Source organism: Marisediminitalea sp. (assembly GCF_984433645.1).
In genome coordinates this window covers 13062-32103 of record NZ_CFIDRX010000016.1, presented here as the reverse complement: position 1 = coordinate 32103, position 19042 = coordinate 13062, and the positions used below count along the sequence as shown (strand labels likewise).

20 protein-coding genes are annotated in these 19042 nt (G+C 49.9%); 14 read left to right on the top strand and 6 right to left on the bottom strand.

Annotated features, from left to right (window positions below):
• Window positions 1-19 precede the first annotated feature (19 nt).
• A complete protein-coding gene (locus AC4MRN_RS04030; RefSeq protein ID WP_155016234.1) occupies window positions 20-817 on the top strand; it encodes a S1/P1 nuclease in 798 nt (265 codons plus the stop codon).
• Here AC4MRN_RS04030 and rraA read toward each other — a convergent pair.
• Complete coding sequence (rraA, locus tag AC4MRN_RS04025) at window positions 814-1299, bottom strand: ribonuclease E activity regulator RraA (RefSeq protein ID WP_073318612.1); 486 nt, start codon at window positions 1297-1299, stop codon at window positions 814-816. The two genes, AC4MRN_RS04030 and rraA, sit on opposite strands and share 4 nt — an antisense overlap.
• Before the next feature lie 205 nt (window positions 1300-1504).
• Between rraA and AC4MRN_RS04020 the strand changes: the two genes are divergently transcribed.
• From AC4MRN_RS04020 to AC4MRN_RS03985, 8 genes are read left to right on the top strand one after another with little or no spacing between them, the layout of a single operon-like run.
• Window positions 1505-2023 carry a phosphatase PAP2 family protein gene (locus tag AC4MRN_RS04020; protein ID WP_084526120.1) on the top strand — a complete coding sequence of 173 codons (519 nt, stop codon included), beginning with the start codon at window positions 1505-1507 and terminating at the stop codon, window positions 2021-2023.
• A 1-nt stretch (window position 2024) separates the two neighbouring features.
• A complete protein-coding gene (locus tag AC4MRN_RS04015; protein ID WP_073317305.1) occupies window positions 2025-3092 on the top strand; it encodes an MJ1255/VC2487 family glycosyltransferase in 1068 nt (355 codons plus the stop codon).
• A 52-nt stretch (window positions 3093-3144) separates the two neighbouring features.
• Window positions 3145-3297 (top strand): LPS translocon maturation chaperone LptM, encoded by a 153-nt coding sequence (gene lptM / locus AC4MRN_RS04010; RefSeq protein ID WP_139241476.1) that lies wholly within the window; start codon window positions 3145-3147, stop codon window positions 3295-3297.
• Complete coding sequence (gene lysA, locus AC4MRN_RS04005; protein ID WP_073317308.1) at window positions 3297-4547, top strand: diaminopimelate decarboxylase; 1251 nt, start codon at window positions 3297-3299, stop codon at window positions 4545-4547. The genes lptM and lysA overlap by 1 nt, the downstream gene beginning before the upstream one ends.
• 36 nt (window positions 4548-4583) lie before the next feature.
• The gene (gene dapF / locus AC4MRN_RS04000; protein ID WP_491202568.1) at window positions 4584-5414 is read left to right on the top strand and encodes a diaminopimelate epimerase; all 831 of its coding nucleotides are present in this window, start codon (window positions 4584-4586) and stop codon (window positions 5412-5414) included.
• The gene (locus tag AC4MRN_RS03995; RefSeq protein ID WP_491202567.1) at window positions 5411-6109 is read left to right on the top strand and encodes a DUF484 family protein; all 699 of its coding nucleotides are present in this window, start codon (window positions 5411-5413) and stop codon (window positions 6107-6109) included. The genes dapF and AC4MRN_RS03995 overlap by 4 nt, the downstream gene beginning before the upstream one ends.
• Window positions 6109-7032: a tyrosine recombinase XerC gene (xerC, locus tag AC4MRN_RS03990; RefSeq protein WP_491202566.1), complete on the top strand. Its 924-nt coding sequence runs from the start codon at window positions 6109-6111 to the stop codon at window positions 7030-7032. Before AC4MRN_RS03995 ends, xerC begins: the two co-directional genes overlap by 1 nt.
• Before the next feature lie 23 nt (window positions 7033-7055).
• Window positions 7056-7775, top strand: coding sequence for an HAD-IA family hydrolase (locus AC4MRN_RS03985; protein ID WP_491202565.1), 720 nt, complete (start codon window positions 7056-7058; stop codon window positions 7773-7775).
• 104 nt (window positions 7776-7879) lie between these two features.
• On the opposite strand, the gene cysE is transcribed toward AC4MRN_RS03985, so the two are convergent.
• Complete coding sequence (cysE, locus tag AC4MRN_RS03980) at window positions 7880-8689, bottom strand: serine O-acetyltransferase (RefSeq protein WP_073317324.1); 810 nt, start codon at window positions 8687-8689, stop codon at window positions 7880-7882.
• Between the two features lie 295 nt (window positions 8690-8984).
• Between cysE and uvrD the strand changes: the two genes are divergently transcribed.
• The 4 genes from uvrD to AC4MRN_RS03960 all read left to right on the top strand — a co-directional run bounded on the left by uvrD (window position 8985) and on the right by AC4MRN_RS03960 (window position 14421).
• Window positions 8985-11153 (top strand): DNA helicase II, encoded by a 2169-nt coding sequence (gene uvrD, locus AC4MRN_RS03975; protein WP_491202564.1) that lies wholly within the window; start codon window positions 8985-8987, stop codon window positions 11151-11153.
• A gap of 10 nt (window positions 11154-11163) precedes the next feature.
• Window positions 11164-12402 carry a GGDEF domain-containing response regulator gene (locus AC4MRN_RS03970; protein WP_491202563.1) on the top strand — a complete coding sequence of 413 codons (1239 nt, stop codon included), beginning with the start codon at window positions 11164-11166 and terminating at the stop codon, window positions 12400-12402.
• A gap of 180 nt (window positions 12403-12582) precedes the next feature.
• Window positions 12583-13035 (top strand): MarR family winged helix-turn-helix transcriptional regulator, encoded by a 453-nt coding sequence (locus tag AC4MRN_RS03965; RefSeq protein ID WP_370242591.1) that lies wholly within the window; start codon window positions 12583-12585, stop codon window positions 13033-13035.
• Window positions 13036-13056: 21 nt separating this feature from the next.
• A complete protein-coding gene (locus AC4MRN_RS03960; protein ID WP_491202562.1) occupies window positions 13057-14421 on the top strand; it encodes an MATE family efflux transporter in 1365 nt (454 codons plus the stop codon).
• Window positions 14422-14435: 14 nt separating this feature from the next.
• On the opposite strand, the gene AC4MRN_RS03955 is transcribed toward AC4MRN_RS03960, so the two are convergent.
• Window positions 14436-14885, bottom strand: coding sequence for a nuclear transport factor 2 family protein (locus tag AC4MRN_RS03955; RefSeq protein ID WP_491202561.1), 450 nt, complete (start codon window positions 14883-14885; stop codon window positions 14436-14438).
• A gap of 174 nt (window positions 14886-15059) precedes the next feature.
• On the bottom strand, window positions 15060-15527 hold the full coding sequence (locus AC4MRN_RS03950) for an Lrp/AsnC family transcriptional regulator (RefSeq protein ID WP_491202560.1): 468 nt from the start codon (window positions 15525-15527) through the stop codon (window positions 15060-15062).
• A 144-nt stretch (window positions 15528-15671) separates the two neighbouring features.
• Here AC4MRN_RS03950 and AC4MRN_RS03945 point away from each other — a divergent pair, with 144 nt between their 5' ends.
• Window positions 15672-16712 carry a zinc-dependent alcohol dehydrogenase family protein gene (locus AC4MRN_RS03945; protein WP_491202559.1) on the top strand — a complete coding sequence of 347 codons (1041 nt, stop codon included), beginning with the start codon at window positions 15672-15674 and terminating at the stop codon, window positions 16710-16712.
• Window positions 16713-16752: 40 nt separating this feature from the next.
• Here the strand turns inward: AC4MRN_RS03945 and rarD are convergent, their stop codons facing one another.
• Window positions 16753-17640, bottom strand: a complete 888-nt coding sequence (gene rarD, locus AC4MRN_RS03940) for an EamA family transporter RarD (RefSeq protein WP_491202572.1) — start codon at window positions 17638-17640, stop codon at window positions 16753-16755.
• A 39-nt stretch (window positions 17641-17679) separates the two neighbouring features.
• Window positions 17680-19017, bottom strand: coding sequence for a magnesium transporter (locus AC4MRN_RS03935; protein WP_490711378.1), 1338 nt, complete (start codon window positions 19015-19017; stop codon window positions 17680-17682).
• Between the last annotated feature and the right edge of the window lie 25 nt (window positions 19018-19042).

Here is a 19042-nt window from a genome sequence, read left to right as displayed (position 1 = left end):
ATTATTAAAGGAAGACAGAATGTTCCAACGCGCCTTTTCTAAATCAGCTTCACTGGTGTGCGCCGTTTCCATGGTAATGAGTTTACCTGCGCTTGGCTGGGGGCAAACCGGCCACCGGGTTACCGGCGAAATTGCCGAGCGTCACCTGACACCTTCAGCAAAACAACACATTGAAGCGCTCATTCCCAATGAATCATTGGCAGAGGCCTCGACCTATGCCGATGACATGCGATCTAACCCGGATGTATTCTGGCAGAAAACCGCCGGGCCCTGGCACTATGTAACAGTGCCTGCCGGCAAGCACTATCACGAAGTAGGAGCCCCGGAACAAGGCGACGCGGCATCGGCATTGGCGTCGTTCACTAAAACATTGAAAGATCCCAAAGCGTCGGTTGCCGACAAGCAATTAGCGCTGCGCTTTATTGTGCATATCATCGGTGATTTACACCAACCGCTGCACGCAGGTAACGGCACCGACAAAGGCGGAAACGATGTAAAAGTACGATTTTTCTGGCAGGACTCAAACCTGCACCGCGTATGGGATTCTCAGATGCTGGATCAACGCGACCTGTCATATACCGAATGGAGTAACTGGCTGGATCGCAAAATCACGGAGCAGGACATCAAGGACTGGTCAACCACAGACCCGGAAGTATGGATTACAGAAAGTACCGTGATTCGGGATACGATCTACCCTGAAGATGCTAACCGTATGTCGTGGGACTACCAGTACGAACATTTGCCTACTGCGAAAAAACGCTTACAGCAGGCAGGTATTCGGATTGCAGCTTACTTAAACGCGGTATTCGCGGATTAATCAATATCCAGCGGCTCAGGCGACAAGATAACGCCTGTGCTGTCGGCATACAGGTGATCTTCCGGCAGGAAGGTCACCCCGCCAAAGTTCACCGGAATGTCTACTTCACCGATACCCTGACAGTCAGCATTTACCGGAATGGCGTTGATAGCAAAGATGCCAATGTCAAAATCAGCCAGGTTATCGACTTCACGCACACACCCGTAACACACGATACCTTCCCAGTTATTTTCAACCGCAAGCTGTGCAGACTCAGTGTCAATTAATGCGCGACGCAACGAGCCGCCACCGTCAATCAATAACACTTTGCCGTCGCCCGGCTCACTTAGAATACGGTCGATCAATTCGCGGTCTTCGAAACACTTAACGGTAGTCACCTCTCCGCCAAATGAATAGCGGCCACCGTAGCTGGTGAACATTGGCTCCACCACATCCACATTATCGGCGAATAAATCACATAACTCAGAAGTGTTGTAGTCCATGGTAATACCTTCATAAGAAACAAGCGTGTGTGAGTAAAGCATAGCACTGGTGCGACCATAACAGCTAGGGCCTGCATGCGCTAAATCAACAAATTATGCGATTAATTTTACTCAGTGACATTGTCATAAAGGTTTCGCAAAAGTGTAACCCGGACTTCACAGAGGCTTTTTAACCTGAAACAGTCGAAAAACAGGAGCCTTCGGGATGGGCCTGAAAAGCGTTACCAAATACGATACTGTTTTATTTCACTGGTTATACGGATTAACCCTGAATCGCGATTGCCGCGCGATCATTTGGTTATCACGCACCGGTGACGGGTATTTGTATTTGGTCATTGGCCTGGCGCTGATGTGGTTTGAGCCTGAGTACGGTGAGCTTTTCCTTTACACTGCACTTATGGCCTATGGTCTGGAGCTTCCAATTTACGTGGTGTTAAAACGCGCCTTTAAACGCCCTCGCCCCTGTGACTTTATTAGTAACCTGACGGCACATGTTACGCCTTCCGATAAATTTAGCCTGCCTTCGGGCCATACTGCAGCCGCCTGGCTGATGGCCACCATTATTGCGCATTTTTATCCTCCATTCGCTGTCTTGGCTTATACCTGGGCAACACTGATTGGTTTGTCACGCATTTTACTTGGCGTGCACTACCCTACCGACGTCATTGCCGGCACCTTGCTTGGCATCACAATCGCACAACTGAGTCTGACAATTCTGGTTTAGCATGAAAGTTTTATATGGTGTACAGGGTACCGGCAACGGTCACATTGCCCGTGCTCGCATTATGGCCGAAGCAATGGCCAAGCGTGACGACATAGACGTAGATTTTGTGTTCTCAGGACGGGAGCCCGATGGCTATTTTGACATGGAATGTTTTGGTAACTATCGCACATTCAACGGTCTCACTTTTGTTACTGCAAAAGGCAAGGTCAGCCAGTGGCAGACCCTGAAACAGGCCAAACCGCTTACGCTGCTTCGCGATATTAACCAGTTTGATGTCTCAGGTTACGACGTGCTGCTCAACGATTTTGAGCCTATTACTGCGTGGGCTGCAAGACGGCGGGGGCTGACTTCGATTTCCGTTAGTCATCAGGCCGCGTTTGCGTACGATGTGCCGCGGGAAGGCGAAAGCCTGAGCGACCGCTTAATTATGCGTGCATTCGCACCAACCGATATTCAGTTAGGCGTGCACTGGTACCATTTTGATCAACCCATCGTGCCGCCGTTTATCATCGATAAACCCGCCATACACCCCAGCAAAGCCCACACACTGGTGTATTTGCCGTTTGAAGAGTTACAGGATATTCAGCAATTGCTTGAGCCGTTGACCGAGCAGCAGTTTGTATGTTTTCACCCCAAAATAAAGACTGCGTCAAAACAAGGCCATATTCAGTGGAATCCGCCATCTAAGCCCGGCTTCAGACAAGCATTGCAACACTGTTCCGGGGTGATCAGCAACGGCGGATTTGAATTAGCCAGTGAGTCATTGCAACTCGGCAAAAAGCTGCTGGTAAAGCCGCTGCATGGCCAGTTTGAGCAACTCTCTAACCTTCGAACTCTGATCACACTGGGGTTGTGTCAGCCACTGTATCAATTAGATACCGATACCGTTGAAGAATGGTTAAGCGAGCCCGACAACGAAGGCATTGAGTTTCCCAACGACCCGACGCCCATGCTTGATTGGTTAGTGGCCGGGAACTGGTCTGACACAAAACCACTGTGCAGCGCATTGTGGAAGCAGGTTAAATTTGGTCCAAAGACGCGTGAACGGTTGATGTCGCTTGCATTTTAATTTCGCTCTGCGATGATATCGGCTCCTTTTTCTTTGCTCTGGGAGTAGGCGCGTGGCGAAACGTGTTTGTGTGGTAATGGCGCTGGTATTTATGCTGAGTGCCTGTGGGTATCGAGGTGCATTGTATTTGCCCAAAGAAGCCCCTGCGACACCCGCCAATAAAGGTGCACAAGCTACTCCCCCATCATCCGGAGATGTTCGCTAGTGGATCACTTCAGTTATCAAAATCAAACGCTGCACGCTGAAGATGTCAGTGTCAAAGACCTTGCCAGTCAGTACGGTACGCCTCTGTACATCTATTCACGCGCTACGTTAGAGCGCCACTGGAAAGCGTTTGACGAAGCCTTAGGCGACCACCCTCACCTGATTTGTTATGCGGTAAAAGCCAATTCGAACATTGGCGTGCTGAGTGTGCTGGCTAAACTGGGCTCGGGCTTTGATATCGTATCAGGCGGTGAACTGGCCCGTGTAAAAGCCGCTGGCGGCGACATGAGCAAAGTCGTCTTTTCCGGCGTGGGCAAAACCCCGGAAGAAATCGAATTTGCGCTGGAAGAAGGCATTCACTGTTTTAACGTTGAATCTGAGCCAGAACTGCATCGCATCAACGAGGTTGCAGGCAAAGTGGGCAAGCAAGCACCTATTTCGTTGCGCATCAACCCCGACGTAGATGCTAAAACGCACCCGTATATTTCTACTGGCCTGAAAGCCAATAAATTTGGTATTGCCCGTGAACGTGCCATTGCGGTTTACGAGCTAGCCAACAGTTTACCTAACTTAAACGTCGTCGGTATGGACTGCCATATTGGTTCACAACTGACTGAAACCGGTCCGTTTGTAGATGCATTGGAGCGGTTGTTAGTACTCATCGACGAGCTGGCATCGAAAGGTATCCACATTAAGCACCTCGATGTCGGTGGCGGATTGGGCGTAACCTACCGCGACGAAACACCGCCTCATCCTCGTGAATATGCCGCTGCCATTGCAGAAAAAATGAAAGGCCGTGAAAACCTCACTCTGATCATGGAACCTGGCCGTGCGATTGCCGCCAACGCGGGCATCATGGTCACTAAAGTAGAATTCGTTAAATCTGGTGAAGAAAAGAACTTCGCCATTGTCGACGCTGCCATGAACGACCTGATTCGCCCGTCTTTGTATTCCGCCTGGATGAGCATTATTCCGGTGGTCGAAGGGCTGGACCGTGAAACACACAATTACGATGTTGTAGGGCCGGTATGCGAAACCGGTGATTTCATTGGTAAAGACCGGGAGCTAGGCATCGAAAGCGGCGACTATCTGGCCGTGCGAAGTGCCGGCGCATATGGCTTTGTTATGGCGTCAAACTACAACAGCCGCTGCCGTCCGGCCGAACTTATGGTAGATGGAAGCGACGTTCATGTTGTACGAGAACGAGAAAATCTAAAAGATCTCTGGAAAGGTGAGCATAAACTTACGTAAACTAGAGGGAATTCTAATAATTCTTGTTGCGCTGAAATGCTGGTAAATTTTTCTAAAATGCACGGTCTGGGTAATGACTTTATGGTCATCGATAACGTTACCCAGAATGTTTTCTTTTCCAAAGAGAAAATCCAGCAGCTCGCCGACCGTAACTTTGGCATTGGGTTTGACCAACTTTTGATGGTTGAACCCCCTTACGATCCGGACCAGGATTTCCACTACCGTATTTTTAACGCGGACGGCTCCGAAGTGTCGCAGTGCGGGAACGGCGCTCGCTGTTTTGCCCGCTTTGTGAAATTAAAAGGCCTGATCAACCGCAATAAAATTGTGGTGAGCACCAAAGCCGGTAAAATGATCCTGTATCTTGAGAAAGACGGTCAGGTAACGGTGAACATGGGCGTGCCGAACTTTACGCCGGCAGAGATCCCACTAAAAGCCAACAAAGAAGAAAAAACCTATCTGGTTCGCGCCGATGCCAGCACCTTCTTTTGTGGTGCGGTTTCCATGGGCAACCCTCACTGTGTGCTGGAAGTCGACAATGTAGACACAGCCGAGGTGGAATCGATAGGTCCGACTCTTGAGCGCCACGAACGCTTTCCTGAAGGCGTCAATGTGGGCTTTATGCAAGTAGTGAATGCAGAACATATTCGCCTGCGCGTGTTTGAACGCGGTGCTGGCGAAACCCTGGCTTGTGGCAGCGGCGCGTGCGCAGCAGTTGCAATAGGCCAGATTCAGGGTAAATTAAGCAAGGACGTCCGGGTTGATCTGCCCGGCGGCAGTTTACGAATTCGCTGGCAGGGCGCGGGAAGCCCGTTGAAAATGACAGGTCCTGCTGAGCATGTATACGACGGAACAATAAATATATGAATGAGTTATCAGGTCAGGGCAATACTTCGTTACAGTTCGACACCGAATTTCCGGAAGTCGGTGATGTCACGGCTGAACAAGTAAGTCAGTATTTAATTGAAAACCCTGACTTCTTCATTCAACACCCCAGTATCCTTGAACAACTACAAATTCCTCATGCCCAGAAAGGCAGCGTGTCGCTGGTTGAAATCCAAAGCGAGCAACTTCGCAAAAAAGTGCGTCTGCTTAACTACAAGCTCACCCAACTGATCAGCATTGCCAAACAAAACGAAAAAATTTACCGCGCCTATGCCGATTTGAACCTGCGTTTACTTACCTGTGACACAATGGCCGATATTTTACTGGCTCTCCAGGAAACGCTGCAGGAAGAACTGGGGTTGGCCACTGTCGAATTTAAATCGTTCAAAGGCCCCAACGCTTTACCTGAACTACAACGCCGGCTGTTTCTAGAAAAACGCTTTAAAGACTCGCCATACTTCTTTGGTCGTTTAAGCGAGCATGAACGCCAGCTTATGTTTGGTGGTCAGGTAGCGGAGTCCGCCGCGCTTATTTTGCTGGGCAACCTGCGTGACGCAGGCATTCTGGCTGTAGGCAGCCGCAACGCCGAACACTTCACTCCCGACATGGATACGCTGCTTTTAAACCAGTTGCGCGAAGTGCTTAACTATATACTCCCCACAAAACTGCCGTACTAATGCCAAAGAAAGCCGCAGAAACCGACCTGCAGCTTGCCCCCGATTGCGCGCACTGGCTGCAAAAATTTCTTGGGCATTTGCGCTATGAACGCGGCTTATCGTCACATACTCTGAGTAATTATGAGCGACAGCTCACTCAGGTCGCACTGTCCCTGGAAATTCAGGACTGGCGGGCCCTGACGCAAACCAAAGTAAAGCAAGCATTAGCCATTGCCCGAAAACAAAATCTGCATCCACGCAGTATTGCACTGCGCCTGTCTTCACTGCGCACGTTTGTGCAGTATTTAATGCAGCAAGGGATATTAGACACCGACCCCGTGGACGGTGTGTCCGCACCGAAGGCTGACAAACCGCTCCCCAAACAACTGTCGGTCGATGATATGGCGGTGCTGTTAAATGACGAGGACGACGAAGAGATTCTGATCCGCGATCAGGCCATGTTCGAGTTGATGTATGGCTGTGGATTACGTCTGAACGAGCTGACCTCGCTGAACGTATTTGATTTTACCCGGGACCATCAGGTTCGGGTAACGGGTAAGGGCAACAAACAGCGGCTGCTGCCGGTCGGCAAAAAAGCCCGCGAAGCCATTGCCAAATGGCTAAAGGTAAGAAGGCAGTGGCTTACCAAAGAAGGCGAGTCTGCGCTGTTCATCAGCAAGCGACAAAACCGCATTTCGAATCGCCAAGTAGCAAACCGGTTAAACGAAATGGCCAAACGCCAGGCTATGAGCCAGGGTGTAAACCCACACAAACTGCGCCATTCTTTTGCCACGCATGTACTAGAGTCCAGCGGAGACTTGCGCGCAGTGCAAGAACTGCTTGGACACGCCAATTTGTCTACCACTCAGGTGTATACTCATTTGGATTTTCAGCATTTGGCTAAGGTATACGACAACGCTCATCCTCGCGCCCGTAAAAAGTAATTCATCGTCTTCAGGAGTCTGTTATGCAATGTTATCGCCCGGTGCACCCGGTTAAAGCCCTAACCTTCGACCTGGATGACACCCTTTACAATAACGAGCCCATTATTCAGCACGCTGATGCCGCCCTGAATCAAAAGATTCGAAACGATTATCCAGCACTCAGCGCAATGACCAACGACGACTGGTTTACCATAAAAAAAGCCCTCATTAACAAAAACCCGAAACTCGCATCAGACATGGGTAAATTGCGCTGGCAAACGTTATTTACCGCGTTAGGTAAAGCACAGTTACCTGATACTGAACGTGCTCAGGCGGCAAGTGAGTTGTTCGATTTTTTCTATGCTGCTCGTAGTAATTTCCAGGTCGCCCCGGACATTATCGCGGTAATGGAAAAGCTGGCTGAGAAAGTCCCGCTAGTCGCTATCACAAATGGTAACGTAGACACAGACATGATTGGCCTGGCGCCATTTTTTAGCTTAACGCTACACGCAAGTGTAACCCGCCCTCGCAAACCCTACCCGGACATGTTTGAAGAAGCCATTGAGCACCTTTCGCTGCCTCCACAGCACATCATGCACGTTGGCGATAACCTGATCAAAGATGTGCTGGGTGCCCACAAAGTCGGTATGCAAACTGCCTGGCTCGCCTGTAACCGGGAAATGGATTTACGCGCAGAAAAACTGGCTGTCCTGCCAGGTGTGCAGTTGTCCTCACTGGACGAGTTGTTGTTGATGGTTGACTAGGTCCCGGCACAAGGCTCAATAAGATCCCGGCGCAAGGTGACCAAGGGTCCCGGCACAAGGCCGGGATGACAGGGGAGGAAAATTCGGGACCTCAATAACCCCGCTTAATCCACCGGCTGATTGTCTTCCAGTACGTTTTGTTGCATGGAGTCGCATGGGCGGCTGCAACAGGGACGGCCCACCACTTTGGCAGGTACACCCACCACCGTAACATGGGGAGGTACATCGTTCAGCACCACACTACCAGCGCCAACTTTAGAGCCTTCGCCAATTTCGATGTTGCCCAGTACTTTCGCGCCTGAGCCCAACATAACGCCCTGACGAATCTTCGGATGGCGGTCACCGCTTTCATTCCCGGTACCACCCAAGGTAACGTTTTGCAGAATCGAAACGTTGTCTTCGATGACGGCAGTTTCACCCACCACGATACCCGTGGCGTGATCGAACATGACGCCTTTACCAATTGTCGCTGCAGGGTGAATATCCACTGCAAAGGCTTCCGAATTCCGACTTTGCAGGAACAACGCTAGCTGATAGCGCTTTTGCTGCCACAGATAATGCGCAAGGCGATGCACCTGAACCGACTGGAACCCTTTAAAGTGAATTAATACCGTCATGTAATCTTTTACCGCTGGGTCGCGATTAAAGATAGCGCGAATGTCCTCGATGGCCGCTTCAACAATGGCGGGCTCTAACAGGTAAGCTTCGTCGAACACTTCGCGAATAGCTAACGCCGGCATAATATCGTCAGCCATTTTATTCGACAGAATAAAGCTCAGCGACGACTCAAAATTATGGTGCGTAAGAATACAGGCATGAATAAAGCTCGCCAGTAGCGGTTCTTGCTCAACGATACGTTTTGCTTCGTGCTTTAGCGTTAGCCAAAAATCGGCTGTAGCGGTCATTGCTTGCATGTGACTTTCCCAATGTGTAAGGCGGACGACAGTTCCTGATAACGACGAGGAGATAGTGCCTGTTCAAAAAAATTCAAGCGCAGAAACCCGTAAGCAGTAAACAACATCGTTTTACATGCTAAATAGGGCAACTGTTCTGAATACGCGAGAGCATACCATAAAGATGACTATAATTTCATCGTGTTGAATGAAGCGGTTTATTCACTTTGGCTTTAAGGTTTAATGCACTGCGCATTAATGGCATACTCTCACCATTAACTAACCCCTGAATAAAAATACAGGCATTTTCGATCTTATGGATGTCTCAGAGTTACTCGACGAATTAAACGATAAACAACGCGAAGCCGTTGCCGCCCCTTTGTCTAACAGCCTGATTCTGGCTGGAGCAGGCAGTGGTAAAACCCGTGTTCTGGTACACCGCATCGCTTGGTTAATGCAGGTCGAGAACATTGCTCCCTACAGCATTCTTGCAGTAACCTTTACCAACAAGGCCGCCAGAGAGATGCGCGGGCGTATCGAAAGCTTGATGGGGCGTCCGCTCAATACCATGTGGATTGGTACATTCCACGGTTTAGCGCACCGGTTGCTGCGCGCACATTACGCCGAGGCCAATTTACCGGAAAACTTCCAGATCCTGGATTCTGACGATCAATACCGGCTGGTACGTCGCGTATTAAAAGCCATGAACCTGGATGAGAAACACTGGGCACCGCGTCAGATTCAGTGGTACATCAACGGCAACAAAGACGAAGGCCTTCGCCCGCAGCACATTGAAACCCACGGCGATCACACCCAGCAGAAAATGCGCGATATTTATGCGGCGTATCAGGAAGCCTGTGACCGCTCGGGGTTAGTCGACTTTGCAGAACTCTTACTGCGTGCCCACGAACTGTGGGTCAAAAACCCGGAACTACTGAGCCACTATCAACGCCGGTTCCGCGCGGTACTGGTAGACGAATTCCAGGATACCAACAACATACAGTACGCCTGGCTGCGTCTGCTATGCGGCCACGATAACAACATTATGATTGTGGGAGATGACGACCAGTCTATTTACGGCTGGCGTGGCGCAAATGTCGATAACATTCAGCACTTTCTGCGTGACTTCAACGACGCCACCACAATTCGTCTGGAACAAAATTACCGCTCAACTGGCACTATATTGAAAGCCGCCAACGCAGTCATTGAACACAACCAGGGGCGTTTGGGTAAAGAGTTGTGGACCGACGGAGACAATGGTGAACCCATTTCCATTTATGCCGGGTTCAACGAACTCGACGAAGCCCGGTTTATTATTTCGCAAATTGCCGACTGGCAGAACCAGGGCAATCAATTGCGCGAAAGTGCCATTTTATACCGCAACAACGCACAATCACGTGTGCTGGAAGAGGCCTTGCTTCATCAAGGACTGCCATACCGTATTTACGGCAGTTTGCGATTCTTCGAACGTCAGGAAATTAAAGACGCGCTGGGCTATATGCGTTTAGTGAGCCATGCCCATGATGACGCAGCGTTTGAACGAGTCGTTAATACCCCAAGCCGCGGATTAGGTGAACGTACGCTGGCCACTATCCGTGAGCACGCCCGCGTTCAGAACTGCTCAATGTGGCAGGCCAGCTTGCAGTTATTGCAGGAAAAAGGTCTGAAAGGCCGTGCTGCCAATGCCCTTGAGCAGTTCATTAACCTGATTACCGCCATGGATGAAGCCTGTGCAGAACTGCCGTTAGAAGAACAAGCGGAATACGCTTTCAGGCAGTCTGGTTTGTACGCGATGTATCAGGCCGAGAAAGGCGAAAAAGCCCAGGCACGACTGGAAAACTTAGAAGAACTGGTTACCGCCTGTAAGCAATTTGTGGTGCCGGAAGAAGCCGATGAGATGACACCATTGGCGGCATTCTTGGCTCATGCCTCATTGGAAGCAGGCGAAACCCAGGCTACCGGCGAGCAGGACGCAGTGCAGTTGATGACTATCCATACCGCAAAAGGTTTGGAGTTTCCGTTGGTCTTTATGGCTGGCGTGGAAGAAGGGATGTTCCCAAGCCAAATGACCAATGAAGAACCCGGTCGCATGGAAGAAGAACGCCGACTCTGCTACGTAGGCATGACCCGCGCTATGAAGAAACTGTATATGACCTATGCAGAAATGCGCCGCCTGTACGGACAAGAAAAATACCACACGGCATCACGTTTTTTGCGCGAAATCCCGGTTGAGTGCGTAGAAGAGATAAGACTCAAGACCACAGTTTCCCGCCCGGTGCCGAACCGCTTTAGTCGCTCAGTGTCTCACGAGAGTTTTGAACAAAGCGGCTTTACATTGGGACAACGCGTCCGACACAGAAAGTTTGGTGAAGGTGTTGTGCTAAACTATGAGGGTAGCGGTGATCACGCCAGGGTTCAGGTGAATTTTGACGAATTTGGCAGTAAGTGGCTGGTACTAAGTTTCGCAAAACTCGAACCGGCATGAGGAAACCTCAATGCAACAAAAAGTCCTGATAATCGAAGACAGCAGTACCAGTCTGGCTCTACTAAAGAAACTGGTAGAGAGAGCAGGACTTAAACCGGTCGTCGCCACGACACTGGCAGAAGCGCGTCATATCTTTTTGCACAGTGAACCGGAAGATTATTTATGTGCCATTGTAGACTATCATTTGCCGGATGCGCCTAATGGCGAGGCCATAGATTATGCCATAGATAGTTTCATTCCCACCATTGTGTCAACGGGTAAACTCGATGCAGATACCCGCAACCGGGTGTTGGCAAAAGATGTAGTTGATTACATACCCAAGGAAAATGCCCAGGTATTCGACTACCTGATGAGACTGCTGTCTCGTTTGGAAAAAAACAAAGGCATCGAAGTCATTGTGGCCGACCCGAAAAGACAAAGCCGTACTGCCATGGCCGCGTTACTGCGCCGACACAACTTTATTACGTTGGAATGCGCAACAACTGAAGACGTAGAAGCGCTCTTAGCCTCACACCCCAATGTAAAACTCTTGCTGATAGACAGCGAAATAAAAGGCGAACTGGCCACGCAGTTTGTTGCCCACCTGCGCAAAACATACAGCAAAGAAACGTTAGCAATACTAGGCTTATCGGCCGACGAGAACAATTTGCTGTCAGCTCGCTTCATAAAGAGCGGCGCCAATGATTTTGTAAAAAAGCCGTTCTGTCACGAAGAGTTGCTATGCCGGATCACGCTCAACATAGACCTGATTGAAAAAGTCGAAACGATTCGGCGAACCGCAAACACCGATTACCTTACCGGACTGCCTAATCGCCGGCATTTCTTTTACACCGTAGACCAGTATCAACAGACCCCGCTGTCTCACCAGTCAGTAGCACTGATTGATCTGGACCACTTTAAAAGAATCAACGATACGTACGGTCACGATGCGGGGGACGCTGTGCTCAAAGCCGTCGCCAGACGTATTGCGAGTCACTGTGCCGACCTGGTAGTGTCGCGCTTTGGCGGTGAAGAGTTTTGTGTGTATCTGCCCGACCTCCCCTCTGAAGCAGCAATAGAGAGAATCGAAGCGCTGCGCCAACACATTGCCTCAAAACCCGTGAACTTTAAGGACCAGATGTTACCCGTGACCGCCAGTATTGGGCTAACGACAGCATCGTCCACTAACGTTCATGAGATGCTTACCCGTGCTGACAAACTTTTATATCAGGCGAAAACCGGCGGAAGGAATCAGGTGGCGCACGACTAGTCCCTCACGAGAAATCCTTTTTCTTTGCGAATATCAATAGCTTCTACCTATTTCTGCTCTGTCAAACCAGCAACCAATACTACTTGCTTAACATCACGGTTCAAAAAACGATCAATTATTACTTGCAATAAACTTGATTACTCAAGTATTATGCAAGCAGTTTAATGTTAAGGAACCACTATGTCTTCACTCACACACTCCATGCAGTTAATTTTAACGCTGGTGAAAACACAGGGTCAGGTACTCAAACCTCTGGAAAGTACATTGTCTGTGCATGGCATCAGTTTTACCGAATGGCTGGTTATGCACCGCCTATACCAGTCCAGCGATCACACTATTAAACGCGTCTCGTTGGCCGACGCAATTGGTGTTACGGCCTCCGGGGTAACGCGTTTGCTATTGCCCATGGAAAAAGTCGGCTGGGTAGAACGCGTGACAAATGCTAGAGATGCCCGGGTTAGCCTGGTAAGACTTACATCTGGAGGGCTGGAAGCGTATCAACAAGCAACTAACAGTATCGAACATGCTGCTAACCGGGTGACCAATATGATGAACCAGCAACAGATAGAGCAGTGCATGGGGCTATTGTCGAGTTTGCACCTGTCAGCCATCGATGCTGCTCAACTCTCCTAACCGCGGAATAACGAGAAACACATGGAAGACCTGACTCAGGGATCGATTCCCAAACATCTTATTAAACTTGCCGTTCCCATGGCCATTGGCATGCTGGTGCATACACTGTACCTCATGATAGACCTGTATTTTGTGGGGCAACTCGGTGAACACGCACTGGCTGGTGTCAGCGCCGCTGCTAACATTTCGATGTTTGTACTGGCAATCACGCAAATGCTGAATATTGGCACGGCAACGTTAATTTCTCATGCGGTAGGCCGCAAAGATCAGCATGACGCCAACAAGGTGTTTAACCAGTCCCTTACACTATCAGCAGTTATGGCGGCTCTTGTGCTGATTACTGGTATCGCGATGACCCAACCCTATATGAATACCATGAGCCTTGACCCGCAGGTTCAAATGCTGGGGGCCAATTATCTGTACTGGTTCCTGCCCGGCCTGGCATTGCAATTTGCCATTGTTGCTATGACCGCCGCCATGCGAGGCACAGGCATTGTAAAACCGGCTATGCAGGTGCAAATGCTCTCATTGCTGGTCAATATTGTACTGACACCAATTCTGATCCACGGCTGGCTTACGGGCTATGCCATGGGCGTAGCGGGCGCAGGACTTGCCAGTTCGCTATCGGCGCTGTTTGCCACGCTGTTGCTGTGGCGCTATTTCAGCCGCATGACACAATACCTCAGCGTGAATAAACAACACCTGGCGCCTCATCCGTCAACCTGGCAGCGCTTGTTTAAAATTGGCTTTCCGGCGGGGGCTGAGTTTTTCCTTATGTTCACCTATATGGCATTGGTGTATTGGGCAATTCAGCGGTTTGGCGCAAGCGCAACAGCGGGCTTTGGGATCGGCTCCAGAATGATGCAGGCACTTCTGTTACCCGCGATGGCGGTGGCATTCGCTTTGCCCGCGGTTGCCGGTCAGAATTTTGGTGCGCAATTGCCGCACAGGGTGAAAGATGCTTTCAGGCATGCAGTCGGTATCTGCTGTGCACTCATGCTCGCACTCACGTTGTTCTGTGTTTGGCAACCCGGCGTATTTCTGGGCGCATTCTCCAACGATGCGGCGGTGCTGGCTGTCAGCGCAGGCTTCCTCGGCATTGTGTGCTTTAACTTTGTGCCATCCGGCGTGATTTTTAGCTGTTCGGGCATTTTTCAGGGGGTTGGTAATACCTGGCCGAGTCTGTGGAGCTCTGCCACACGACTGGTCACCTTTGCGGTGCCGCTGATGTGGCTAACTGCACAGCCCGACTTTTATATTGAGCAAGTCTGGTATTTGTCGGTAACGACCGTGTGTGTGCAATCAGCCTTGTCGTTGTTTTTAGTGAGACGTGTTTTGCGTCCGCTCCAACCTGACACCAGTTCGATACCGACCAGCGCCAGCTGAGGCAAGGGTGCTCGCTATTTTCGTACCGGCGTATAGTGTGCCGATACAATTGAAGCAGCACCTTCTTGCTCTGCTATTACCCAACTGCCGGTCATCGTAAAGCGGTTTTCTTTACCGTCCGGCATCGTCATCGCAAATACGACGTGCCCGGTCACCACCGCGGTTTGCTGATAAACGCGCACATTGAGATCGCTGAGTGTCGCAACAGGCCCTGAGCGTTTTTTTGCCGGATCGTAAAACGCCACAACCTTTGCTTTGGTGTCGATTTCACCGACCGGAGAGACTTCAAGATAGCTATCGTGCAATATACGTTGCAGCGTAGTGGCATCAAACGCCAGTTGCGCGTCAACTTGTTGCTGCACCAGGGCTTTAGCCTGTTCAGGATCCAATTCTGCGGCATTTACAAGTGACGTCCACAGCGCAGCTACAAACCATACCAGTAAACCCCATCGTTTAGTCTTCATTATTTGGCTTCCTTTCTCCACACAGAAATAGTAGCCAAAAAACTAAACGTAATTGTATGGGCTGTAAACTGGCGAACTGTTACCAATCATGTCACCAGCAACGTCGTGAACTAAAGCCGTGCATCGAACTAACTTCCAGCCCTTTTCATTAGTCTTGGTGGATTACTCTGCCCTTTAACCTAACAAGGGCAAACGGTTGGACGCTTTGACTTCACGCAACGAAATGTTTGAACGAATTGCCGAAATACCCGGTAATTTACGCAACACCTTTTCCACAAACACGCTGTAGTCGTCGAGGTCTTTAGCAACAACTTGCAACATGAAATCTGACTCACCCGTTGTATTGTGGCACGACAATACATTCTCGGAGTTTGTGATAATTTGTTCAAACACCCGAGTACTTTCCTCATCATGATGTGTACATGAGAGCTGTACGAAAGCGAGAACCCCGAATCCAAGCTTGCGTCTATCCAGATTAGCCTGATAGCTACCAATAAATCCCTCCGACTCAAGCCGCTTTAGCCTGCGCCAGCAAGGTGTCTCACTAAGTGAAAGGCGCGTAGACAACTTGGCATTAGTCAGCCTGCCATCCTCCTGCAAATGATGCAAAATAGATACATCTGTTTCGTCCAAACCACTCATAGCAAGAATCCCCTATAAATAAACAACTATTAAAAGACTATTTCACAACCTATGAAAATTCAACGCAACAAAACAAGGTAATTTCAATCCAACCGTCTATCATTTAACCCATCTAAAATTTGACCATTGGGAGTATGACTCGCCATGAAAGCCGTCCTCATAGAACAATTTTCTCAACGTCCAACAATTCAACAGGTAGCTGACCCTACACCCAACAATCATGGCGTTGTTATTCGTGTAAAAGCAACAGGTGTGTGCCGAAGTGACTGGCACTGCTGGCAAGGGCATGACACGGATGTAGTACTTCCCCATGTACCGGGTCACGAATTTGCAGGTATTGTCGAAGCTGTTGGTAAAGACGTGTCTAAATTCAAGGTAGGTGACAGGGTAACCGTGCCATTTATTAATGCCTGTGGAAATTGTAACGAGTGCCATTCAGGCAATCATCAGGTGTGCGGAAATCAAACTCAGCCAGGCTTTACCCATTGGGGTTCATTTGCTGAATATACGACTGTCGACCACGCTGACGTAAATTTAGTCACACTGCCTGAACACATGGATTTTACTACAGCAGCCAGCCTGGGATGCCGTTTTGTGACTGCGTTCAGAGCTGTCGTAGACCAAGGCGGAGTAACTGCCGGTCAGTGGGTTGCTGTTCACGGTTGCGGTGGTGTCGGGCTGTCTGCCATCATGATCGCAAGCGCAGCAGGTGCAAACGTCATCGCTGTGGACATAGCCGAGGACAAACTGGCATTAGCTAAATCACTGGGTGCTGTCATCACGTTGAATGCGAATAATACCGATGACGTTGCTGCCGCTATCAAAGAAGTAACCAAAGGCGGAGCACATGTTTCATTAGATGCGCTAGGACATCCCGTTACCTGTGTGAATTCAATAAACTGTTTGCGTAAGCTCGGTAAACATATTCAGGTGGGCTTGTTATTGGCTGAACATGCTACACCGCCGATCCCGATGGATAATGTCGTTGCTAACGAACTGCAAATTCTTGGTAGTCACGGTATGCAGGCTTTTCGCTACAACGCCATGATGGCACTAATCTTGTCAGGTAAACTTCAACCTGAAAAGCTACTTGGCAAAACCATTGCGCTGGAAGACGCTATTGATGCAATGGTAGACATGGACACATCAACATCTGTTGGCGTGACCGTAGTGACTCACTTTTGATCAGAAGCCAGAGCGAATGTGTAGTAAATCGCTCTGGTGTTTACTCTTCAGTCACCACACTGGCAACCACTTTGCGCTGCTTCCTAAAGCCCCGCCAGGCATCAATGCTAAACAACAGCAAACCAACCCACACCAGGGCGAAAGTGGTTAATCGAGCAGGTTCAAGTGGCTCCTGATAAAGCCATACCGCCAGAATGAACATCAGGGTAGGGCCAATGTACTGAAACAGGCCCAGGGTAGTGAACAGGATGCGTTTTGCCGCAGCGTTAAAGGCAAGTAATGGCATGGTCGTCACAACACCGGCAGCAAGCAGCCAGCCATTGAGCTCCCAGTCATTGGTAAGCATATTGCTTTGCTCACCCGCGAACATTACCCAGTACAGTATTGCGAAGGGTAATAAGACCAGGGTTTCCATAAAGAGGCCCGGCATAGGCTCTACCGGGATTTGCTTGCGGATTAAGCCGTAGACACTGAAGGTGCACGCCAGCGTCAATGCAATCCAGGGCAGCGTGCCATGCGCAACAATAATGTTTACCACACCGGCGATGGCCAGGAATACAGCAAACTTTTGCAATGGCCGCAGGCGTTCTTGCAGAATCAACCGCCCGAGAAACACGTTAATAATGGGATTGATGTAATAGCCTAAACTGGCCTCCAGCATGTAGTTGCTGTTAATGGCCCAGATGAATAGCAACCAGTTTGCACCCAGCAATACGCTGGCCGCGGCCAGGCTGAGCATCAGTTTTTTGCTGGCAAAAATCGCCTTCATTTTGCCGATTTGCTTTAACGCCACCAGCAATACACACAGCAATAACGCCGACCATATCACCCGGTGCATTAAAATATCGGTAGGCGGAACCTCAGTAATTTGCTTGAAATACAGCGGTGCAATACCCCACATGGTATACGCCGCAGTAGCGTAAAACATACCCGCAAAAGCAACCGGTTTGGCTGACACACTATCTCCCTACAATAAAAACAGGCTGCCGAGGCCGAGGAATGCAACAAATCCCACAATATCAGTAACCGTGGTGAGAATAACCGACCCGGAAAGCGCAGGATCGATTTTCAACTTATCCAGCACCACAGGCAGTAATACACCGGCCAGGGCTGCGGCCAGAATATTCATAAAAATTGCCAGGCAGATCACCAAGCCCAGCAGCGGGTCACTAAACCAGAAAAACGCCACAATGCCGATAACTAACGCCCAGATAACGCCGTTCACTCCGCCGACTTTCAGTTCTTTGGTCATCAGAGCTTTCAGGTTGGCACCTGTAACCTGGCCTAGTGCCAGACCCCGTACAATCAGCGTTAGCGTCTGGCTTCCTGCAATCCCGCCCATGCTTGCTACCACAGGCATCAGCACAGCGAGCGCCACAACTTGCTGTAGCGTTGCTTCGAACAACCCGATGAACCAGGAAGCCAGAAATGCGGTGAGCAGGTTGATCCCCAACCACAGCGCGCGACTACGGGCACTTTTAGCGACGGGCGCAAATAAATCCTCGTCTTCATCCATACCCGCGGTGGCCATCACCTGACGCTCGTAGTTTTCATTGACCAGTTCACTGGCACTTAAAATGTCGACCCGGCCTAACAGTTTGTTGGTATCGTCGACCACCGGCAACGCAGAAAAGCCACTTCGCTGCACCTGTAAAGACGCGGTAGTACTGTCGTCAGAGCCTTTAATTACCGGAATAAACTCCTCGGTAAGTTCCACCAGTGGCAAATGTTCTGGTGCACCGAACACTTTGGTTAGCTTCACAGCGGCAGAAAACTGTCCGGAACGGTTGATCAAAAAGATCGTATCACAATGCTGTGGCACATTCCGGCGAATGCGGCGCAAACCGTCGCGTACTTTGGCATTTAATGGCATTGCCAGTACGTCATGCGAAATCCAGTGACCAATTTGCTCGTCGGGAAACTGTGTCGCGTCGCGGAAGTAACCCTGTTGCTGGTCGTCCAGTGCCTGAAATGCCAGCTCCATCAGCTTGGCAGGCAATGAATCCATCAGCTCGAGTAAGTCCTCGGCGTCAATACCAGTGAGGATTTTGCTCCACTGATCGTCCTCGGTGGCTGAAATCAGCACTTCACGAGGGTCGCTCCGCATTTCTACCAGCACGTCAATTTTGCGGTCATCCGGCAGGGCTTCCCACAACGACAAACGCTCTTCAACCGGCAGTGATTCCAGTAGCGTTGCTATTTCTACATGTTCTGCGGGCAGTAACGATTCCGCCACCGATTGCATGTCATCATTTCCATTGTCGGCAACAATTTCTTCAATCAGATTAGGTAATGGTTCGGCCATAGAGCACTCCGCCTAGGTACAAGTT